The organism is Rothia endophytica (genome assembly GCF_039543885.1).
Lineage (GTDB): Bacteria > Actinomycetota > Actinomycetes > Actinomycetales > Micrococcaceae > Rothia > Rothia endophytica.
In genome coordinates this window covers 1,290,441-1,311,135 of record NZ_BAABKP010000001.1, presented here as the reverse complement: position 1 = coordinate 1,311,135, position 20,695 = coordinate 1,290,441, and the positions used below count along the sequence as shown (strand labels likewise).

Genomic DNA, 20,695 nt, shown 5'->3' with positions numbered 1-20,695 from the left:
TCATGGCGAGCACGCTATTGACCAACATCGGATCATTAGTCACTAACGATCCGAGTCTTGAGCGCGGGCCCCTCGGCATCGTGGAGCGGGCTGCAGTTTTGGTTGAAGATGGCGCAGTGGCCTGGGTGGGCCAGGCTTCTGCGGCACCTGCTGCCGATAAATCTATCGACTGTGAGGGCCGGGCAGTAATTCCCGGGTTTGTGGAATCCCACTCACACCTGGTGTTTGCGGGAGACCGGTCTGAGGAATTCTCCGCCCGCATGCAGGGGAAGGCTTATGAAGCCGGCGGGATCCGTTCTACCATTGAGCAGACCCGCGCTGCCTCATCTGGTGAGCTTGCGGCTAACGCCCGCAAGCTGCTGGGGGAGTACCAGCGTAGCGGGTCAACCACCGTGGAGATTAAGAGTGGCTACGGGCAAAACACTGAATCTGAGCTGCGATCTGTGCAGGTGGCAGCTGGTTGCACCGATGAGGTAACCCTACTCGCGGCTCACGTGGCTCCACCGGAGTATGCAGGGCGGCAGGATGACTATGTTCAGATGGTTCTTGATGAGATGATCCCCGCTTGCGCTCCGTATGCCAGCTGGATTGACGTGTTCTGCGAGAAGGGCGCTTTTAGTGAAGAGCAATCGCGGGCAGTGTTGCTCGCAGGTCAGGCAGCCGGGCTAAAAGCACGGGTGCACGGTAACCAGCTGACCTACGGGGCAGGGGTGCAACTGGCGGTCGAGCTGGATGCGGCCTCGGTGGATCACGCGGTCTACCTGAGCGATGCAGACGTGGACGCCCTGGCGAACTCGACCACGGTAGCTACCGTTTTGCCGGGTGCTGATTTCTCTACCCGTAACAGTTACCCGCCTGCTCGCAGGCTCCTGGACGCCGGTGCCACCCTCGCATTGGGGGCAGACTGCAACCCGGGAACCAGCTTCACCACTTCCATTCCCTTTTGTATCGCTCTGGCAGTGCGTGATTTGGCGATGAGCCCGGATGAAGCCCTGTGGTCAGCAACCGCTGGAGGCGCCCGCGCTCTACAACGCGAAGATGTTGGAAGTCTGCGGGTGGGCGCTCGCGCTGACCTGGTGGAGCTGGCTGCCCCCAACCATCTGCACCTTGCTTACCGGCCCGGCGTTAGCCTGGTCCACCGAGTATGGAAAGCAGGGGAGCAGGTGGCAGGGCCGGGCGCCCAGCCTACAGTGAGCGATATTAGGCAGAAGGAGTGTTACTGATGCATCAGAATAACCTCTCTGACTTACACCGCTTCATCGATCGCCCTACTTCCACCTGGTCCGGGAGGAACGATGGGGCTGGTGCTGCCCACCGTCGCGTCCACCAGGCCGTCACCTCCTTGGGGCAGGGGGCCCCGGATTCCGCTGACGCCGTCTTCATCGGCTTTGCCTCCGATGAGGGGGTGCGCCGCAATGGTGGCCGCCAGGGAGCTGCAGATGGGCCGGCGGCTTTACGCTCAGCGCTGGGGCAGCTAGCACTGGCGCAGGGGCGCAATAGCTTACGCCACACAGACCTGGCTTTGCTGGATGCTGGGGATGTTGTGGTGTCTTCAGACCTTGAAGAGGGCCAGAAGAAGCTTGCAGCTGCTGTGAGGGCAAGTGTGGATGCCGGCGTCCTGCCTGTTGTACTGGGAGGTGGCCACGAGGTTGCCTTTGGCACCTACACCGGTGTGGCAGACTCTCGGACTCGCAAGACCGCAGGTTCTGCCACCTCGCAGCAGCCCGGGCGTCTGGGCATTCTTAACCTGGACGCCCACTTTGATGTGCGCCGGGCAGAACAGCCGACCTCGGGCACCCCTTTTTACCAGGCGCTCACCCGGGAAAGAGCGGCAGACACTTCCTGCCGTTACACGGTGCTGGGCATTTCTGAGGCCAACAATACTCAAGAATTGTTTGATACCGCCCACGAGTTGGGGGCGGATTACGTGGTGGATGAAGACTGCGGGGTGCTGAACCAGCAAGCCTTGCTAAGCACGGTGCGGGAATTTGTGGCCTCTGTAGACATCATTTACCTGACTTTGGATCTAGATGTTCTCCCTGCCAGCATCGCCCCTGGCGTCAGCGCCCCAGCAGGCTACGGAGTGCCCCTGGAGATCATCAACGTCGTGCTGAAAGAAGTGGCAGCTAGTGGCAAACTAGCAGCCTTCGATGTTGCCGAACTCAACCCCAGCTTCGATAGTGACGGGCGTACCGCTCAAACCGCAGCCCGCCTGATTCATACCGTACTGACCTACTACACCCCTTTAAGCTCTGCAGCACCGTCGCTGCGCTGAGCACCCAGACTTTTGAGGAGAAACCCCGTGAACCAAACCCCCGTTACCGTAGGAATCGGAGCTCTAAGCTTCGAGGACGTCATCAGGGTAGCTCGCCACCGTGCTCCCGTGGTGCTCAGCGAAGAATCCCTGGCTGAAATCGCTAAGTCATCCGAGCGCATCCGCCAACTAGCCCACCAAACAATACCGGTCTACGGTGTATCCACCGGTTTTGGTGCGTTGGCCTCCAAACACATCCCGGCGGAGATGCGCACCGCCCTGCAACGGGGCCTCATCCGCTCCCACGCCGCGGGGTCTGGCAAAGAGGTAGAAACTGAGGTCGTCCGCGCTCTTATGCTCCTGCGTCTTTCAACCCTCGCCACAGGCCGTACCGGCGTCCGCCCCGAAGTTGCCCAGGCTTATGCCGATATGCTCTCTGCCAACCTCACCCCGGTGGTCTATGAGTACGGCTCACTGGGCTGTTCTGGTGATTTGGCTCCGCTGGCCCACTGTGCCCTAGCAATTATCGGTGAGGGCCAGGTGCGCGATGAGCAGGGGCAGCTATGGGATACCGCCGACGCTCTCCAACAGCACGGGCTGACCCCGGTGGTGCTGGCGGAGAAAGAGGGTCTGGCGCTGATTAATGGCACCGACGGCATGTTAGGCATGCTGGTGATGGCTATTACTGACCTGGACCGTCTGACCCGCCTGGCGGATGTGGCAGCTGCTATGAGTCTTGAAGGTTTAGTGGGTACCGATCGAGTTTTTGCTGCCGATCTGCACAGCTTGCGCCCGCATCCAGGTCAGCAGGCTGCCGCAGCCAACATGCTCAAAGTTCTTGAGGGCTCAGACATTATTCAGCATCATTCGGGCAATCACAGCACCTACGTGCAGGACGCTTACTCGCTGCGTTGCGCCCCGCAGGTAGCCGGTGCCGTGCGAGACACCGTAGAACACGCCCGCACCGTGGCCATACGCGAGCTGGCTTCAGCCATCGACAACCCGGTGGTCACTTTCGATGGTCGGGTGGAGTCTAACGGTAACTTCCACGGTGCTCCGGTGGCCTATGTTCTGGACTTCCTGGCGATTGCAGTCGCTGACGCGGCCTCTATCTCAGAACGTCGCACCGATCGTTTTCTGGACACCGCCCGCAACCGGGGCCTGCCGCCCTTTTTGGCAGATGATCCCGGCGTGGACTCTGGGCACATGATTGCCCAGTACACCCAGGCAGCCATCGTCTCAGAACTTAAGCGACTAGCGGCACCGGCCTCGGTGGACTCTATCCCGTCCTCAGCCATGCAAGAAGACCATGTCTCTATGGGCTGGAGCGCAGCCCGTAAACTGCGAACCTCAATCGACGGGCTGAGTAGAGTACTAGCCATAGAGATTCTTACGGCTGCTCGCGGCATAGACCTGCGAGCACCCCACCAGGCCGCACCTGCCAGCGCCGCCGTCATCGCTCGCCTACGTCAGGACGTCGCGGGGCCGGGCAGCGACCGCTATCTGGCACCAGAAATCCAGGCAACCGTTGAACTGGTGGCCAGTGGAGAATTGCTGGCAGCGGCTGAAAAAGTCACCGGGCACTTGGACTAGTCTTCAACCGAGAAAGCAAAAATTATGAGCATATAGCCTGTGATATTGGGTTAAAGCATTCCTATCTCATAAGATAGACCTAAGCACCCCTGCGCTCATCGGTGCACCTGAGCGCAAAATACACACACTGAGGAGACTCACATGTCAAAGCAGACCGTTGAGATGGTCCCCGACCTTCCCCACACCAACCACGGCAACACTATTGCTTCATGGGCAATGTTGGGCATCATAACCCTGGGCTTTCTTGTAGCTGCTATTGGCTTCGACCTTTCCAGCACCCCTATCTTCATTGTGGGAGTAGCTATCATGCTCATCGGTTTAGTTGCCGGTTTGGTTCTGCGAGCAGCTGGCTACGGCCAGGGCGGCAAGCACACCAAATATCACCATTAGCTGATGATGTGAGCTGGAGCGTCCCACAGACACTGTGGGACGCTTTTGTGTACCTGGGCGGTAAAGGCTCCAGTTGCCAGCCCGTGTTCACTGGCCGCCGAAATTCTCACCTAATGGGCTGCTATTTAGCCTTGAAGCAACTGATACGACATACTAAAAAGACGCGAAAAACAGGGCACCGGCTGCCTGTGAGGGGATCACTATGACCGTTCTAGATGACATTATTGGAGGCGTCCGCGAGGATATGGCGGAGCGTCAGCTCACCGTAACGCTCGATGACCTCAAAGCCAGAGCCGCAGAGCAGCCTCCGGCACGTGATGCTTTTGCCGCGTTGAGCGGGGCTTTCAAAAGCAGCCTTGAGGTTATTTCTGAGGTTAAACGGTCAAGCCCCTCCAAAGGTGCTCTGTCTGATATCCCTGACCCGGCTGCCCTAGCATCGGCCTATGAAGCCGGGGGAGCAGCCGTCATTTCAGTACTGACCGAAAAACGCCGGTTTGCTGGCTCTCTAGCTGACCTGGACGCCGTGCGTGCGGCGGTTTCGATCCCGGTGCTCCGCAAGGATTTCACCGTTGATGAATACCAGATTTGGGAGGCCCGGGCCCACGGCGCTGACCTGGTCCTGCTTATCGTTGCTGCATTGGACGATGCCACCCTCACCCGGTTCTTGGACCTCACCCATGAGCTGGGCATGAACGCCCTGGTAGAAACCCACACCCCAGAAGAAATTGAACGCGCAAAAGCGGCAGGTGCCCGTATTGTGGGCGTCAACGTCCGCAACCTCAAAACCCTTGAGGTTGATAATGCGAATTTTGGTCAGCTCGCCCCCTTGCTGCCCGAAGATGCCATCATCGTTGCTGAGTCAGGGGTTGCCGAGGAGGCAGACGTTGAAGATTACGCCTCCCACGGCGCAAAAGCTGTGCTGGTGGGCGAGGCCCTAGTGAAGTCAGGCACCCCCACCGAAACCGTCCGCGCCTTCCGTGAAGCTGGCGCTGCCGCCCGCGCAGCCTGGCTCGCTCGCTAACCTTATCTGCCCTTCACCCCCACCCTTTTAGATCTAAGGAAACGGTATGACCGACACCCTAGCCGACCAGTTTCTCACCTCTGACCGCAGCCTTAAGAACGCTCCCGGCCCCTACTTTGGCAACTACGGCGGCCGATACATGGCTGAATCGCTGATTGCCGCCATGGACGAGTTGGAAGAAACCTTCGAGAAGGCAAAAGAAGATGAAGAGTTTCTGGCTGAATTCCGCCAGCTCTCTGCTGAATACTCCAACCGCCCCTCCCTGCTCACCGAGGTCCCCCGGTTTTCTGAACACGGCGGCGGGGTACGCTTCTTCCTTAAGCGCGAAGACCTCAACCACACCGGCAGCCACAAAATCAATAACGTGATTGGCCAGGCGCTTCTGGCGAAGCGTATGGGCAAGACCCGCCTGATTGCCGAGACTGGCGCTGGCCAGCACGGCGTCGCCACCGCCACCGCCGCCGCCCTCTTTGGTATGGAGTGCGTGGTCTACATGGGGGAAGAAGACACTGAGCGGCAGGCACTCAACGTTGCTCGCATGCAGTTGCTGGGAGCTACCGTCATCGCAGTGCAAACCGGTTCGCGTACCCTCAAGGACGCTATCAACGAGGCCCTGCGTGACTGGGTATCGAACGTAGATACCACCCACTACCTGCTAGGTACTGCTGCCGGCGCCCACCCCTTCCCGGCAATGGTGCGCTACTTCCATGACGCTATCGGCACCGAAGCTCGCCAGCAGATTCTTGAAGTCACCGGAAAACTCCCTGACGGTATCGCTGCCTGCGTGGGCGGTGGCTCAAACGCCATTGGCATGTTCCATGCTTTCTTGGATGACCGCGACGTCAAAATCTTTGGTTTTGAGGCAGGCGGCGACGGTATCGACACCGACCGTCACGCAGCCACCATCTCGCTGGGTCGCCCCGGCATGCTACACGGCGCTATCACCTATCTCATGCAGGACGAAGACGGGCAGACCATCGAGTCTCACTCTATCTCAGCGGGTCTTGATTACCCCGGGGTCGGGCCTGAACACGCCTACCTGTCAGATATTGGGCGAGTGGACTACCAGGCGGTAACTGACACCGAGGCCATGGAGGCCCTGCGTCTGCTCTGCCGCACTGAGGGCATCATCCCTGCGCTGGAATCTTCCCATGCGCTCGCAGGTGCCCTGCGCGTCGCCCGCCAGTGGGCCGATGAAAGCCCGGAAACTGCCCATGAGAAGATCATGCTCGTTTGTCTCTCTGGTCGTGGGGATAAGGATATGGAAACCGCCCTCAAGTGGTTCGGCTTGGGTAAAGCTATTCCTTCGACCAGCCTGAATGTGGGCAATAAAGAAGCAGCAACCGAAGCTGCACAGACAGAAGGTGCCTAAGCTATGAGCCACGTGGATTTTCAGGACGATACCGTTTACTCGGTTAAGAACGGAAAGTTTCCTGCCCCCAACCCTGACTCCAAGGTCGCAGCCCGCCTAGCCCAGTGCAAGGCTGAAGGTAGGGCCGCTCTCATTGGCTACCTGCCGGTGGGTTACCCTTCAGTCGATGAGTCAATTGCCGCTGCCATTGAAATGGGTAAGAATGGGGTGGACATCATCGAATTGGGTCTGCCCTACTCAGATCCTGTCATGGATGGACCCGTCATTCAGCGTGCCACCGTCGAAGCGATTGCCAAGGGCTTCCGCACCGATGACATTTTCCGTGCGGTGCGCGAAATCACCGCAGCCACCAACGCTGTTGTCGTGGTGATGACCTACTGGAATCCGGTACTGCGCCGGGGCGTTGACCGCTTTGCCCAGGAGCTGGCAGCAGCTGGTGGCTCGGGCATTATCACCCCAGACCTCGTACCCGATGAAGCAGCAGACTGGTTAGCTGCCTCAGAAAAGTACGGTCTAGATCGCATCTTCCTGGCATCTATCTCTAGCTCAACGGAGCGCCTGCATATAATTTCTAAGGCTTCTAGCGGCTTTGTTTACGCCGTCTCTGTCATGGGTGTTACCGGTGCTCGCGCCTCGGTTAGTGACGCTGCCGGAACCCTGGTAGCTGACCTACGGTCAGCTGGTGCCCCCGCGGCCTGTGTAGGTCTGGGTGTTTCTAAGAGGGAGCACGTAGAAGAAATCGGTGCCTATGCGGACGGTGTTATCGTGGGTACTGCACTGGTCAAGGCACTGACTGAAGGCGGCCCCGCCGCCGTCGGTGTGCTGACCCGCGAACTCGCCGGTAAGTAACCAAAGGAGAGCAGTGACAGCGTCTATCATTCTAGCGTCCATCCCATCCCCCAGCGTCTCCAGTTTTTCACTGGGGCCACTGACTATCCACTTTTATGCCCTCTGTATTCTTTCGGGTATAGCGGTTTGTCTGTGGCTGACTTCTAAGCGTTGGCAAAGCTGGGGTGAGGACCCCGAGAGGGTCTGGGATATTGCCATGTGGGCAATCCCCGCTGGCATCATTGGTGCCCGCCTTTACCACGTACTGATTACCGATCCCGGAACCTACTTTGGTGCTGGAGCTGATCCGCTGGCTGTCTTCAAAATCTGGGAGGGCGGCATCGGTATCATGGGTGCCATCTCCGTGGGTGGGTTGGGTGCCTGGATTGCCTGTAAACGGTATGGCATTTCGCTGGCAAAATTTGCGGACGCGGCTGCCCCCGGCATCCTGATCGCCCAAGCGCTGGGCCGCTGGGGTAACTGGTTCAACCAGGAGCTTTTCGGCAAGCCGACCACCCTGCCCTGGGGTCTGGAGATTTCGGCGACCTCTCATAATTTTCCTGACCAGTACGCGCCGGGAACTCTCTTTCACCCCACCTTCCTCTACGAATCCATCTGGAATCTGCTGGGTGCTGCCCTGCTCATTTACCTCGGCAAACGGGGGCTCTTCCAACGCGGGCAGACCTTCTGGGCCTACGTTGCTTGGTACGGTTTCGGCCGCCTTATGATTGAAGCTTTCCTACGCATTGATACGGCAGAAATGTTGCTGGGCGTGCGCATCCACGTCTGGACGTCGGGAGCCATCCTACTCCTGGGTCTAATCATGTTCGCTCTTGCCGGGGCTCGTGCCCGCAGGCAACGAGACGAGCTGGAAACGGCGTCCGTGCGGGCAGGGGACTAGTGGAGCGCTAGCCGAAGAGCCGATGGAGCAAAGCTAGCGCCCGGTGGGCCCTCATCTCGATCAGACTGGTGTTAGTTGATGTACTGGGTTTCTGCATCGAGGCGTAGAGATAGTAGCCCGCTAGGGCCACCGTGCAACCGTGTAAGAATTCTAAGCTAGGACGCCGGTGCGTGGGCATGAGCTCTAGAACCTGCTGTTCAGAAAGTTGACCGTCCTGGATGAGGGCATCTACCGCAATAAGTCCCAGATCAAGGTCTGCATTGCCGATATTTGCCCAGGGCCAGTCCACCAGCACTGCCTGCCCCTCTGGAGTGATGAGAATGTTGTCAGCTCTTAGATCTGTATGAACATACTCGTTACCGCTCAGCTGGGATGCTACCTGTTCATCAACCTCAGTGGCCAAACCTGCTGCCCCCTTATTGACCAGGGGGAGCAGCTCTATAAGGTCCCGGTAGTAGGGGGTATCTTTCACATACTGCAGGTCATCTAAATTCACGCCCTCAGCTAGCCGGTGCCAGAACTTTAGCTCTGGCCCCACTGATTCTGCAGCACACTCAAGCTCCAGCGCTGGATTAACCTCTAAATCGCGCAGAACATCAAGGGCAGCAAAAACTGCCTTGAGCTCGCTCGGTTGCCATGGTGAAGAAGGGTGCCGCCCCTCAATATCTGCAAGGAGCAGGGCTACCCAGGTGCCCCCGTCCGCACTCTGGTATTCGGTAAAACCAAGAAACCCCGCGACCGGGGCGTTCTTGGTAAAAACAGCTGAAACCTTGGCCTCCTGCCGGTGCAAGTCGGCTGTTACGGGGTGCTTTTTTGCGCTGATTGCCTTGAGGAAGGCACGCCCTCCATGTTCAGTGACAAGCCTGTCGGCAGTGCCTAAACTAAAGCCACCAGCCTGAGATTCAGATGTGACCACAGGTCCGCCGAGTGTTTCTTCAACCCAAAGCTGTAGAGCGGCGGGTAGTTCTGACCAAGTCAGTCTTTGCTGAGCCCTTTTCTCTTGTGACATACCTAATAGCCTATAGGCAGGTCCACCATATTTCTGGCTGGATAGCTTTTTAAGTGCCCCCCTGACAGTTCGGTGGACCACGCTAGATAGACCCTGTCAACCATTGAGGGTTTGGGTGACTTAACACCTTATATTTATCTGCCTGCAATTGCTGATGGTCTTGGCATACCCTTCACCAATCAGTAGATTAACTAGTGAGTTGCCTTACAGCAACTCCAATACCAGGCAAAGGAGCCCCCCCTCATGTCCACCATGAAAGCAATTGTTGTTTCTGACCGTCTTGATGGAACCGTCGATATTAAGGACGTCCCCGTGCCCGAGGTGGGCCACGGTCAGGTTCTTGTCAAGATTGAATACTCGGGTGTGTGCCACACCGACCTGCACGTAGCTGCCAGTGATTTCGGTGAAAAGCCTGACCGAATTCTAGGCCACGAGGGCGTCGGTGTGATTACCCAGGTAGGCCCCGGTGTGGAGCACCTACAGGTGGGTGACCGAGTGAGTGTCCCATGGTTCTTCAAGGGCTGCGGTCACTGCGAATACTGTGTGGACGGCCGCGCCACTCTTTGCCGCTCGGTCATCAATGCCGGCTACACGGCAGATGGTGCTATGAGCGAATACACCCTGCTGTACGCTGACTACACCGTCAAGGTGCCCGATGCTCTGGACCCGGTCGAGGCCACCTCCATTACCTGCGCTGGTGTCACCACGTATAAGGCCATCAAGGAGTCGGGCGTCCGCCCCGGTCAATGGCTGGTAGCTTTCGGCGCTGGCGGTCTGGGTAACCTAGCAGTTCAGTACGCTAAGAATGTCTTTGGCGCCCAGGTGATTGCCGTAGATATCAACGAAGACAAGCTGCTACTCGCTAAGGACAGCGGTGCTGATGTGGTGATTAACGGCAAGAACGTTGAAAGCGTTGAAGAAGAGATTAAGAATGTTACCGGCGGGGTAGGGGCTCACACTGCTGTGGTGACCGCGGTATCTAAGGTCGCCTTCAACCAGGCTGTAGATTCGGTTCGAGCCGGTGGCACCGTAGTTGCGGTTGGTCTGCCCACCGAGTCAATGGATCTTAGCATTCCCCGCCTGGTGCTGGATGGCATTCGGATACAGGGATCCCTGGTGGGTACCCGCCAGGACCTGGAAGAAGCCTTTGCTTTCGGTGCTAAGGGTTTGATTAAGCCCGTGGTTCAGCTCCGCCCGGTTGAGGACGTCCAGGCTATCTTTGATGAAATGCACGCAGGGCTAATCAACGGACGCATGGTGCTAGATTTCACCGGAGAAACCAAGTAATCCGGTTGATGTAGAAAAGGGGTGGTGGCTGATGCCACCACCCCTCTTTTCTGGCTGATGTGAGACACTCTGTTCGAAATATGAGAAATTATGTTGCTATTATGTTTCCAGTTACAGATTATTGGAAAGAAAAAATATGAATAATTGTGGAAGAAAAGCGTTCTCTAATTATTGAAGCGGTGCGAAAATCTTCCTTTCTTCCTTGAAAAGACACGGCTCTTATCAGTTTGTACCCCACTGGGATAAGCTAACTTCCAATGAATGATGATCAAGAGTGATGAATACGTTTACATTTCTGTAATAGCACCGCATCATATTGTTATTCAGACACCCGGCACACGCTATTAGGAAGGGTCACCCATGCGCAGAACACCAGCCAACGACTTGGCAGCTGCTGAAGATTACACTGTGGACCCCCACACCAAGAACCACGCGCCCTCGCCCTTTACCACTTTTGCCAACCTGCCTGAAGCGCAGGGGCTCTACCAGCCTGACGCTGAGAAGGACGCCTGCGGTCTGGCCATGGTTGCCACCCTACGCGGTGAACCCGACCATGTCATCGTGGATCACGCCCTCACTGCGCTGCGCCGTCTTGAGCACCGCGGTGCTGTGGGCGCTGATGAAGGCACGGGCGACGGCGCGGGTATTCTCCTGCAAATCCCTGATGCCTTCTTGCGTGAGGTGGTCGACTTTGACCTGCCACCTCTAGGCAAGTATGCGGTCGGTACAGCCTACCTGCCCACCGGCGGGGTAGATGCTGAAGACAAGCAGAAGGCACTGGCAGGTATCGCTCAGAGTGAAGGACTGCGCGTCTTGGGCTGGCGCCACGTGCCCGTTAACCCCGATATTGTGGGGAAATCAGCCCGCGAGGTTATGCCGCACTTTGTTCAGATGTTCATTGCTGAGGCATCGGGTGATTCTAATGAATCAGTCAACGCACCCTTTACTGGGCACATCCCCGTGATTGATCTTGACTCCCAGGCAGAGCGCCGTCAGCTGGATCAAAAAGCTTTTCGTGTGCGTAAGCGTGCCCAGCATAAGCTCGGAGTTTACTTCCCGTCCTTTTCCTCTCGGACCATCGTTTACAAGGGTATGCTGACCACCGCGCAGTTAGAGCCCTTCTACCCTGATCTCTCCGATCCTCGCTTTGCCACCAAGCTGGCAATCGTTCACTCACGCTTTTCGACCAACACCTTCCCCTCCTGGCCGCTGGCCCAGCCCTTCCGCACTATTGCTCATAACGGCGAAATCAATACGGTGAAGGGCAACCGCAACTGGATGCGCGCCCGCCAGTCCCAGCTCAAATCGCCGGTGCTGGGCCGCAACCCTGAAGAGCTCTTTCCCATTTGTTCGGTCGGTGCCTCTGACTCCCAATCCTTTGACGAGGTAGCCGAACTGCTGATGCTCTCAGGCCGTTCAGCGGCCCAGGTGCTGATGATGATGGTGCCCGAGGCCTGGGAAAACCACGAGACCATGGACGCTGACCGTCGTGCCTTCTACCGCTACCACTCTTCTCTGATGGAGCCTTGGGATGGTCCAGCAGCCATCGCCTTTACCGACGGTGACGCTGTGGGTTCGGTGTTGGACCGCAACGGGCTGCGTCCTGGGCGCTACTGGGTCACCGATGATGGTCTGGTCGTCCTGGCCTCCGAGGTAGGCGTGGTTGATATCCCCGAATCCAAGATTATTGAAAAGGGCAGGGTTTCACCGGGCAAGATGTTCTATGTAGACACCGAAGCCGGCCGCCTGGTGCCCGATGAAGAAGTCAAGGCAGCCGTTGCAGCGGAGCAGCCCTGGGCTACCTGGGCGGAAGAGAACATCGTCAATCTGGCTGATTTGCCCGACCGTGAGCACGTGCGTGCTGCCCGTAAATCGATCCTCAAGCGTCAGCAGACCTTCGGCTACACCGAAGAGGAACTGCGCAAGATTCTGGCTCCTATGGCAGCAACCGGTGCTGAACCCATCTACGCCATGGGTACCGATACTCCCATCGCGGTGCTCTCTAAGCGTCACCGTCTGCTCTTTGACTACCTTGTGCAGTCTTTCGCCCAGGTGACCAATCCGCCCCTGGACTCCATCCGTGAAGAGCTGGTCACCAGTCTCAAAACTTCTATCGGTGCTGACGGCAACCTCTTGCGTCATGGGCGGGTACGGGTCAACCACGTTGAGCTGGACTTCCCGGTGATCAATAATGATGAGCTGGATAAGATTCTTCATATTGATGATGAGGACGGTGCGCCGGCGGCTATTAAGGTCTCTGGGCTCTACCCCTCTCACGGTGGGGAGGCCGCCCTACGTGAGCGTCTAGCTGAGATTTGTGAGCAGGTCTCTGCCGCGGTTGAGCGCGGCGTCCAGTTCCTCATTCTTTCTGACCGTAACTCTAACGGTGCCTGGGCTCCCATCCCGTCTCTGTTGCTGACCAGCGCGGTTCACCATCACCTCTTGCGCAGCGCTACCCGCACCAAGGTTGCCCTGATCGTTGAGGCAGGCGATGTGCGCGAGGTCCACCATATTGCCACCCTCATAGGCTACGGAGCCTCAGCGGTCAACCCCTACCTGGCCATGGAATCCGTTGAAGAGCTGGTGGCTCAGGGTGAAATCACCGGTGTCACCGAAGCTGAGGCTGTCTATAACCTCATCAAGGCACTGGGTAAGGGTCTGCAGAAGATTATGTCCAAGATGGGTATCTCGACGGTATCTTCCTACTGCGGTGCCCAGACCTTTGAGGCCCTGGGCCTGTCCCAGAGCCTGGTGGATCAGTTCTTCACCGGCACCCACTCGCAGATGGACGGTGTAGGGCTGGGCGTTATTGAAGCTGAAATTCGCAAGCGTCACCTCGCTGCCTACCCCGATGACGGCGTGGCGGTACCTTACCGCGCCCTGGGAACAGGCGGCGAATATGACTGGCGTCGAGAGGGCCCACCCCACCTCTTCAACCCGCAGACCATCTTCCGCCTGCAGCACTCCACCAAGACCCGTCGCTATGACATCTTCAAGAGCTACACTAAGCTCGTTGATGATCAGGCTAGGGATCTTATGACCCTGCGCGGTCTCTTCAGCTTTAACGCAAACCGCACCCCGGTGCCCTTGGACGAGGTGGAGCCGGTTTCCTCCATCGTCAGGCGTTTCTCAACCGGCGCTATGTCCTATGGCTCTATTTCTAGGGAAGCCCACGAGACACTGGCGATCGCTATGAATCAGCTGGGCGCTAAGTCCAACACTGGTGAGGGCGGTGAAGACGTTGACCGTTTGCTGGACCCCACCCGTCGATCAGCTATCAAGCAGGTAGCATCGGGCCGCTTTGGCGTGACGTCTCTCTACCTGACCAACGCTGAGGATATTCAGATTAAGATGGCGCAGGGCGCTAAGCCCGGTGAGGGCGGCCAACTTATGGCTGCCAAGGTTTACCCCTGGGTAGCTGCGACCCGCCATTCAACCCCCGGCGTCACTCTGATTTCACCCCCGCCGCATCACGATATTTACTCCATCGAGGATCTGGCTCAGCTGATATATGACTGCAAGCGCGCTAATCCCAGCGCTCGTGTGCACGTCAAGCTGGTTTCCGAAGTCGGTGTTGGCACCGTGGCTGCCGGTGTCACCAAAGCTAAGGCCGATGTCGTACTTATCTCTGGCCACGACGGCGGTACCGGCGCTGCGCCCCTCAACTCCCTCAAGCACGCGGGTGCACCCTGGGAACTTGGTCTGGCTGAAGCCCAGCAGACTCTGTTGCTCAACGGCCTACGTAACCGCGTAGTCGTGCAGGCAGACGGTCAGCTCAAGACCGGCAGAGACGTCATCATTGCTGCCTTACTCGGCGCTGAAGAGTTCGGCTTCGCGACCGCCCCGCTCATCGTTGAGGGTTGCATCATGATGCGCAAGTGTCACCTAGACACCTGCCCGGTAGGTGTCGCCACCCAGAACCCCGACCTGAGGGCCCGCTTTACCGGCCAAGCCCAGCACGTGGTTAACTTCTTTGAGTTTATTGCTGAAGAGGTGCGTGAGTATCTGGCAGAGCTGGGCTTCCGTACCCTGGATGAGGCTATCGGCCATGCAGAGGCCCTGGATGTCTCTCAGGCAGTCCAACACTGGAAGGCTGAGGGTCTGGATCTCTCCAAGATTCTGGTCTCAACGGCCAGCAAGTATGCTGCCGATGAAATTCGCAACACCAGCACCCAGGATCACGAGCTGGATGCACACATCGATAACCGCTTTATTCAGGAGGCTGCAGAAACCTTCACAAACCGTCAGCACGTCAGCATTGAGGCTCAGGTCGTCAACACTGACCGCTCTGTGGGAACCATGCTGGGGCACCAGGTCACCAAAACCTTTGGTATTGACCTGCTGGAGCCAGGGACTATCGAGCTGAACCTGACCGGTCATGCCGGGCAATCCTTAGGTGCTTTCTTACCTGCGGGTATCTCCATCACCCTCACCGGCGACTCCAACGACTACGTCGGCAAGGGGCTTTCGGGAGGTAGCATCACGGTGCGTCCGGACGCCGCCGCGCCCCTGAGCTCAGCACAGAATGTCATTGCCGGTAATGTTTGCGGCTACGGTGCGACCAGCGGTGAGATGTTCCTGAGTGGGGCCGTGGGGGAGCGCTTTATGGTACGCAACTCGGGGGCAACCGCTGTCGCTGAGGGAATTGGTGATCATGGCTGTGAATATATGACCGGCGGTCTTGCCCTGATTATTGGTTCGACCGGTAGAAACTTTGGAGCCGGCATGAGTGGAGGTATCGCTTACGTGCTGGACCTGGAGGAAAAGAAGGTCAATAAGCAGGCCCGCGAAACCGGTGAGCTGACCTTCCTGCCGCTTGATGAAACCGACCGTCTAGAGGTGCAGAACCTCCTAGAGCGGCACCGGGATTGCACCGGATCGGCTCGGGCTGCTGAACTACTAACTGACCTAGACACTACCTTTGACCGTATTACCAAGGTTCTTCCCAGGGATTTTGCTGCCGTGCAGTTAATTCGTGCCGAGGCAGAAGCCGCCGGTGAAGACACCGCCTCAATGCAGGTTTGGAACAAGATTTTGGAGGTGACCGCTCGTGGCTGATCCTCGCGGTTTTCTAAAAGTAACCACCCGTCAAGACCGCCCCAAGCGCCCCGTGCCGGTGCGTATTCTTGACTTCAAAGAGGTGCAGGTAGCGCAGAATTCTGCGGTCCTTAAAACGCAGGCATCGCGTTGCATGGACTGCGGTGTGCCCTTCTGTCACCAGGGCTGCCCCCTGGGCAATCTGATTCCTGAGTGGAATGATCTGACCTGGCGAGGTCAAACGGCTCAGGCGGTTGAACGCCTGCACGCTACCAACAACTTTCCCGAGTTCACCGGACGCGTCTGCCCAGCGCCCTGCGAAACCTCCTGCGTGCTGGGAATCAACCAGCCTGCGGTGACTATTAAGCAGATTGAGTACTCCATCGCCGAGCAAGCTTTTGAAGGTGGCTTCATTGAGCCGATTATGCCTGACCGCATGCTGCGTAAAACGGTGGCTGTAGTGGGTTCTGGACCGGCAGGTCTAGCTGCCGCCCAACAACTCACCCAGGCAGGTTTTACCACCGCTGTTTTTGAGCGGGACGATAGGGTAGGCGGACTGTTGCGCTACGGCATTCCTGATTTCAAATTGGAAAAAGATATCGTGGATCGCCGCATCGCGGTCATGGAGGCAGAAGGCACCCGCTTTAGAACCGGTATCGAAATCGGCACGGACATCACCTGGGATGACCTCAAGAAGCGTTATGACGCCGTTATTGTGGCCACCGGTGCCACGCAGCCGCGTGCGCTGGATATTCCCGGTGCTGACCTCAAGGGCGTGCACTTTGCCATGCCTTATCTGACCGAGTCAAACCGCGTGGTTGCTGGTGACCTCGCTGAGCCCACCATCAACGCAGCGGGCAAGAACGTTATTGTTTTGGGCGGCGGCGATACCGGCAGCGACTGCATCGGTACCGCAGTGCGTCAGGGCGCGGCGTCTATTACCACACTGGCTATTGGAGCCCAGCCCCCGGCTGACCGCGCAGATCACGAGCCCTGGCCCATGTTCCCCAAGGTCTTTGAAGTGTCATCCTCCCACGAAGAAGGCGGTGAGCGCAGCTATCTTGCCTCCACCGTGGAATTTGTGGGGGAAAACGGCACACTGACCGGGCTCAAGGTCGCTGAAACAGAAATCCGCGAGGATGGCCGCCGCGGCCCTAAAGGCGGCACCGAGCGCATCATTCCTGCGGATCTGGTTTTCCTTGCTCTGGGGTTCACCGGTCAGGAGAACAGCGATATCAGTGAGCAGGTAGGCGCAGAGCTGGATGCTCGCACCAACGTGGCACGCGCTGAGGACTACATGACTAACGTCCCCGGTATCTTCTCCTGTGGGGACGCCGGGCGTGGCCAGTCACTGGTGGTGTGGGCCATCGCTGAGGGGCGTGCCTGCGCTGCCTCGGTAGAGCGGCATCTGACCGGCTCAACCGTGCTGCCGGAGCCAGTCTTGCCCAGCGACCGAGCCATCGATCTAGCGCTCTAACTCAAATAGCCTCACCAAGCACGAAGGTGCCCTGCTCCGAGAGGGGGCAGGGCACCTTTTATTGTGCAGACCGTGAAATCTAGCCGAGATTTTTGAGGACCAGCTGTACGAGCGGTATGCAGGCCTCGGGCGAACTATAATCCACGCTTTTCTGCGAGAAGCTATCCAGCATCTGTTGGTTAGCTTCAGACTTCTTGGGGATTGCCGCGATGGCAGAGCGAATACCAATCATGACCGTCTTGTGCTTAAGGGACAAGCGGGTATGGTCGAGTGCGCCCCTGAAGTGGAAAGTGCCGCTGGCATGATTGACCAGAACCTCGCCCACATTTTTGCGAAGGATTCCGTCCAGTTTTTCCTGGGGCGCGCCGTCCAGCCCAGCAAACGAAACGGTGAACAGAGCTAGGGGCTGAGCCAGTAGCTGATTGACAAGTTTTTTGACCTCGAAAGATTCGGTGAGAAGTCCACCGTAGTCGCTCAGCCCAGCAACTACCATATCTGCTTCGGCTAGGTGAGAGGGGGTGACAACAGAAGCTGCTACTACCTCCGTCAGCACCCCAGCTTGGCGCAGCTCTTCTGCTATCCAGCGGGAGTAACGCTCGGTACTACCGTACTGGCTTCCGTAAATGAGCACGACACGACTCATCGTTGTTTCCCTTCTCGTGGGGTGAGAGCTCTACGCTAGCTCTTCGAGGTAAATTTTTACCTGATCTACCAGCGGGTCAATCCACTGGCGATTGGTGTGGTCAGCTCCACCGTTTTCAAATGCTTCAATAAGCTGCTTGTCGTACTCGTTCTGCCTGGGCTTGAGCTTATAGGCAGTCTTCACACCGGTAAGTGCTGTCTTGTGGAGCTTGGACATTTCGCTCATTTTCAAGCCACCGCGGAAGTGGAAAGCTGGCCTGTCCCCGGCAACTTCGGCCTTGTAGCTCTTCATGACGCGGTCATCCAGGTAGGAGCGAGGGTAGACCTCGGTGCCATTGAAAGAAACGGTATAAAAGAGGCGGCGATCAACGGTAAGCATGGCTTCACGACGCTTACGGAGGGTGGGTGCGCCGGTCAAGAAGCCACCCAGGTAGCTGGCGCCCACAATCAAAATGTCTGCGCTTTCAATGAGTTCGTCGGTTGCTTCTGCGACTGGAGATAGCTCGACGGTGGGTGCTTGGGGGAGTGCTCGCAAGTCTTCGGCAATCCACGTGGCGTAGCGTTCAGTGTGGCCGTAGGTGGAACCGAAGAGAATAATAACCGTAGGGGCGTTCATAGCAACCTTTGCAAGTGGGTGAAAGCGGTGCGCTGTGGTGCATCTTTTAGAATACGCGCCTTGTTTGACGCTCTCAAACATAAACGAGTGTGGCAAGCCAAAAGATTTTGCTTGGTGACCGTTTATGTTTGTTTTTGTGGGGTTTGAAGTGTCATTGTTGGTAAATGTGGGGTAAAACGTCCCCCAAAACCCCATGAAACCACGTACAATGGACTGTGGACATGTTGGTTTTATGCTGACTATATGGGAGCCTGTTGGCTACCTCGATGAGTACCTCACCGATGGTTGCCTGCGCAGGTAGCCCAACCCCTACAAAACATAAGGTTGATTGATGAGACGCGCAAAGATTGTTTGTACCATTGGCCCCGCAATTTCTGCCCCCGAGAAAATTGCAGCTGCTATCGAAGCTGGCATGAATGTTGCCCGACTAAACATGAGCCACGGTGACCACGAGGTTCACACTAACTCATACGCAACGATTCGAGAGCAAGCTGAGAAGCTGGGTAAGAATGTTGCAATCCTTGCTGATTTGCAGGGCCCTAAAATTCGCCTAGAAACCTTCAAAAACGGCGCTGAAGTCCTGGAACCCGGTGACACTTTCAAGATCACCACTGAAGATGTTGAAGGCACCAAGGAAATCTGTGGAACCACTTTCAAGGGTCTGCCCGGCGACGTCAAGCCCGGCGATACCCTGCTGATTGATGATGGCAAGATTCGTCTAGAAGCTATTGAAGTTGACGCTACGACCGTCACTACACGCGTTGTCGTGGGTGGCCCAATCTCCAATAACAAGGGCATCAACCTGCCTGGCGTTGCCGTATCAATTCCTGCGCTGACCGAAAAGGACGAGCGCGACCTGCGTTTTGCCCTGAACATGGGTGTCGATATCATCGCTCTTTCTTTCGTGCGTAGCGGCGATGACGTCACCCGCGTTCACGAAATCATGGAAGAAGAAGGCCGCCGTATTGCGGTTATTGCTAAGGTCGAGAAGCCTCAGGCTGTTGAAAATCTGCAGGATATCGTCGACAAGTTCGATGGCATCATGGTGGCTCGTGGTGATTTGGGTGTTGAGTTCCCCCTCGAAGAGGTCCCCCTCGTTCAGAAGCGCGCGATTGAACTTGCACGCCGCTGGGCAAAGCCGGTTATCGTGGCGACTCAGGTGCTGGAAACCATGATTCAGAACCCCACTCCCACCCGTGCAGAGGCATCTGACTGCGCTAACGCTATTCTTGATGGCGCGGACGCTGTCATGCTCTCTGGTGAGACTTCTGTGGGTAAGTACCCCATCATCACCATCCAGACCATGGCTCGCATTATTAGCTCCACCGAGGAGCGCGGTCTCTTCCGTGTTCCTGAGCTGGGTACATCACCCAAGACTCGCGGTGGCGCTATTACCCGTGCGGCGGTCAATATTGCTGACCAGCTGGACGTCAAGTACATTGCTGCTTTCACCCAGTCCGGTGACACCGCCCGCCGTCTGGCGCGTCTGCGTCCTGTGAAGCCCGTGCTGGCGATGACTCCTAAGCCTGAGGTCCGTGCCTTCCTGTCGCTGCTCTGGGGCGTTGAGGCTGTGCTGGCTCCTGCTGCTAATGACACCGATGAGATGACCGCTGTGGTTGACCGCTACATGCTGGCTAACAACCTGGCTGAGGCTAACGATTTGATTGTTATGGCTGCCGGTTCACCTCCCGGGGTGGCCGGTTCCACCAACACTGTGAAGGTTCACCGTGTTGGCGACCTGGACGACGCCGGGGCGGTGCTGCCCGAAGACCGTGAGTCGGTTGGTCCCTTACACGAATAACCCTTTGTCGATTGAGACTAGGTAGCTAAAGCTCGCCCCGCTCGTAATAGAGCGGGGCGAGCTTTATATTTTCGGTGCGTATTAGAGATGTTGTGCAGCAAAAAAGCCAGCTACTAAAAGAAAACCCCGATCAGGTTTAACCTGACCGGGGTAGCTGTGCCCAAGGTGGGACTTGAAAACGCTAGCCCGCATTTTTCATTGTCCTTTTCCGCGATATACACGAACCTAGCCCAATGGATTCGATTGAGAGTGTTGACGGCGTCAACAGCTATTTTGCTTTTACAACCCCCTGTTTCCAGTAATGCAGACGGCCGAACTTGACGGTTTGCAAGGGTAGCCTTTTGTGGTCTTGCCAGGAAGAGCCCGCGAGAACCTTGGATTACCCTCCCGAAATGCACCATAAGAACACCACAACAAAAAAGACCCCCCCAGCCACCAAATGGTGACCAGGAGTCAATAAAGGTTAC

The 20,695-nt window shown here is 57.2% G+C and carries 15 protein-coding genes; 12 read left to right on the top strand and 3 right to left on the bottom strand.

All coding sequences use genetic code 11. The features are described from left to right. The first annotated feature begins 2 nt into the window (after window positions 1-2). The 8 genes from hutI (at window position 3) to lgt (ending at window position 8,359) form a co-directional block, all read left to right on the top strand. A complete protein-coding gene (hutI, locus tag ABD982_RS05880; RefSeq protein ID WP_345445524.1) occupies window positions 3-1,223 on the top strand; it encodes an imidazolonepropionase in 1,221 nt (406 codons plus the stop codon). Next, window positions 1,223-2,275: a formimidoylglutamase gene (gene hutG, locus ABD982_RS05875; protein ID WP_345445522.1), complete on the top strand. Its 1,053-nt coding sequence runs from the start codon at window positions 1,223-1,225 to the stop codon at window positions 2,273-2,275. Before hutI ends, hutG begins: the two co-directional genes overlap by 1 nt. Window positions 2,276-2,302: 27 nt before the next feature. Next, window positions 2,303-3,847 carry a histidine ammonia-lyase gene (gene hutH / locus ABD982_RS05870; protein ID WP_345445520.1) on the top strand — a complete coding sequence of 515 codons (1,545 nt, stop codon included), beginning with the start codon at window positions 2,303-2,305 and terminating at the stop codon, window positions 3,845-3,847. A 141-nt stretch (window positions 3,848-3,988) separates the two neighbouring features. Then, entirely contained in the window at window positions 3,989-4,237 is a 249-nt protein-coding gene (locus ABD982_RS05865) for an HGxxPAAW family protein (protein ID WP_345445518.1), read from the top strand. A gap of 202 nt (window positions 4,238-4,439) precedes the next feature. After that, a complete protein-coding gene (gene trpC, locus ABD982_RS05860; protein WP_345445516.1) occupies window positions 4,440-5,258 on the top strand; it encodes an indole-3-glycerol phosphate synthase TrpC in 819 nt (272 codons plus the stop codon). 46 nt (window positions 5,259-5,304) lie between these two features. Continuing rightward, on the top strand, window positions 5,305-6,630 hold the full coding sequence (gene trpB / locus ABD982_RS05855) for a tryptophan synthase subunit beta (RefSeq protein ID WP_345445514.1): 1,326 nt from the start codon (window positions 5,305-5,307) through the stop codon (window positions 6,628-6,630). A gap of 3 nt (window positions 6,631-6,633) precedes the next feature. Further along, entirely contained in the window at window positions 6,634-7,479 is an 846-nt protein-coding gene (gene trpA, locus ABD982_RS05850; RefSeq protein WP_345445512.1) for a tryptophan synthase subunit alpha, read from the top strand. Window positions 7,480-7,492: 13 nt separating this feature from the next. Further along, window positions 7,493-8,359, top strand: a complete 867-nt coding sequence (gene lgt, locus ABD982_RS05845; protein WP_345445510.1) for a prolipoprotein diacylglyceryl transferase — start codon at window positions 7,493-7,495, stop codon at window positions 8,357-8,359. A 7-nt stretch (window positions 8,360-8,366) separates the two neighbouring features. On the opposite strand, the gene ABD982_RS05840 is transcribed toward lgt, so the two are convergent. Beyond that, on the bottom strand, window positions 8,367-9,368 hold the full coding sequence (locus ABD982_RS05840; protein WP_345445508.1) for a phosphotransferase: 1,002 nt from the start codon (window positions 9,366-9,368) through the stop codon (window positions 8,367-8,369). A gap of 243 nt (window positions 9,369-9,611) precedes the next feature. On the opposite strand from ABD982_RS05840, the gene adhP reads away from it, so the two are divergent. The 3 genes from adhP (at window position 9,612) to ABD982_RS05825 (ending at window position 17,169) form a co-directional block, all read left to right on the top strand. Next, window positions 9,612-10,655: an alcohol dehydrogenase AdhP gene (gene adhP, locus ABD982_RS05835; RefSeq protein ID WP_345445506.1), complete on the top strand. Its 1,044-nt coding sequence runs from the start codon at window positions 9,612-9,614 to the stop codon at window positions 10,653-10,655. A 360-nt stretch (window positions 10,656-11,015) separates the two neighbouring features. Beyond that, window positions 11,016-15,713, top strand: coding sequence for a glutamate synthase large subunit (gene gltB, locus ABD982_RS05830; protein WP_345445504.1), 4,698 nt, complete (start codon window positions 11,016-11,018; stop codon window positions 15,711-15,713). Continuing rightward, window positions 15,706-17,169, top strand: a complete 1,464-nt coding sequence (locus ABD982_RS05825; protein ID WP_345445502.1) for a glutamate synthase subunit beta — start codon at window positions 15,706-15,708, stop codon at window positions 17,167-17,169. Before gltB ends, ABD982_RS05825 begins: the two co-directional genes overlap by 8 nt. Before the next feature lie 79 nt (window positions 17,170-17,248). On the opposite strand, the gene ABD982_RS05820 is transcribed toward ABD982_RS05825, so the two are convergent. Together ABD982_RS05820 and ABD982_RS05815 are read right to left on the bottom strand one after the other, a co-directional pair. Continuing rightward, window positions 17,249-17,812, bottom strand: coding sequence for a flavodoxin domain-containing protein (locus ABD982_RS05820; RefSeq protein ID WP_345445500.1), 564 nt, complete (start codon window positions 17,810-17,812; stop codon window positions 17,249-17,251). 30 nt (window positions 17,813-17,842) lie between these two features. After that, on the bottom strand, window positions 17,843-18,427 hold the full coding sequence (locus ABD982_RS05815; protein ID WP_251379933.1) for a flavodoxin domain-containing protein: 585 nt from the start codon (window positions 18,425-18,427) through the stop codon (window positions 17,843-17,845). 331 nt (window positions 18,428-18,758) lie between these two features. Between ABD982_RS05815 and pyk the strand changes: the two genes are divergently transcribed. After that, entirely contained in the window at window positions 18,759-20,228 is a 1,470-nt protein-coding gene (gene pyk, locus ABD982_RS05810; protein WP_345445496.1) for a pyruvate kinase, read from the top strand. Window positions 20,229-20,695 lie beyond the last annotated feature (467 nt).

Excerpts from the sequence above, each read along its gene's own strand:
- hutI (WP_345445524.1), top strand. The coding sequence starts at position 3 with ATGGCGAGCACGCTATTGACCAACATCGGATCATTAGTCACTAACGAT.
- hutG (WP_345445522.1), top strand. The coding sequence starts at position 1,223 with ATGCATCAGAATAACCTCTCTGACTTACACCGCTTCATCGATCGCCCT.
- ABD982_RS05865 (WP_345445518.1), top strand. The coding sequence starts at position 3,989 with ATGTCAAAGCAGACCGTTGAGATGGTCCCCGACCTTCCCCACACCAAC.
- trpC (WP_345445516.1), top strand. The coding sequence starts at position 4,440 with ATGACCGTTCTAGATGACATTATTGGAGGCGTCCGCGAGGATATGGCG.
- trpB (WP_345445514.1), top strand. The coding sequence starts at position 5,305 with ATGACCGACACCCTAGCCGACCAGTTTCTCACCTCTGACCGCAGCCTT.
- trpA (WP_345445512.1), top strand. The coding sequence starts at position 6,634 with ATGAGCCACGTGGATTTTCAGGACGATACCGTTTACTCGGTTAAGAAC.
- ABD982_RS05840 (WP_345445508.1), bottom strand. The coding sequence starts at position 9,368 with ATGTCACAAGAGAAAAGGGCTCAGCAAAGACTGACTTGGTCAGAACTA.
- adhP (WP_345445506.1), top strand. The coding sequence starts at position 9,612 with ATGTCCACCATGAAAGCAATTGTTGTTTCTGACCGTCTTGATGGAACC.
- gltB (WP_345445504.1), top strand. The coding sequence starts at position 11,016 with ATGCGCAGAACACCAGCCAACGACTTGGCAGCTGCTGAAGATTACACT.
- ABD982_RS05820 (WP_345445500.1), bottom strand. The coding sequence starts at position 17,812 with ATGAGTCGTGTCGTGCTCATTTACGGAAGCCAGTACGGTAGTACCGAG.
- ABD982_RS05815 (WP_251379933.1), bottom strand. The coding sequence starts at position 18,427 with ATGAACGCCCCTACGGTTATTATTCTCTTCGGTTCCACCTACGGCCAC.
- pyk (WP_345445496.1), top strand. The coding sequence starts at position 18,759 with ATGAGACGCGCAAAGATTGTTTGTACCATTGGCCCCGCAATTTCTGCC.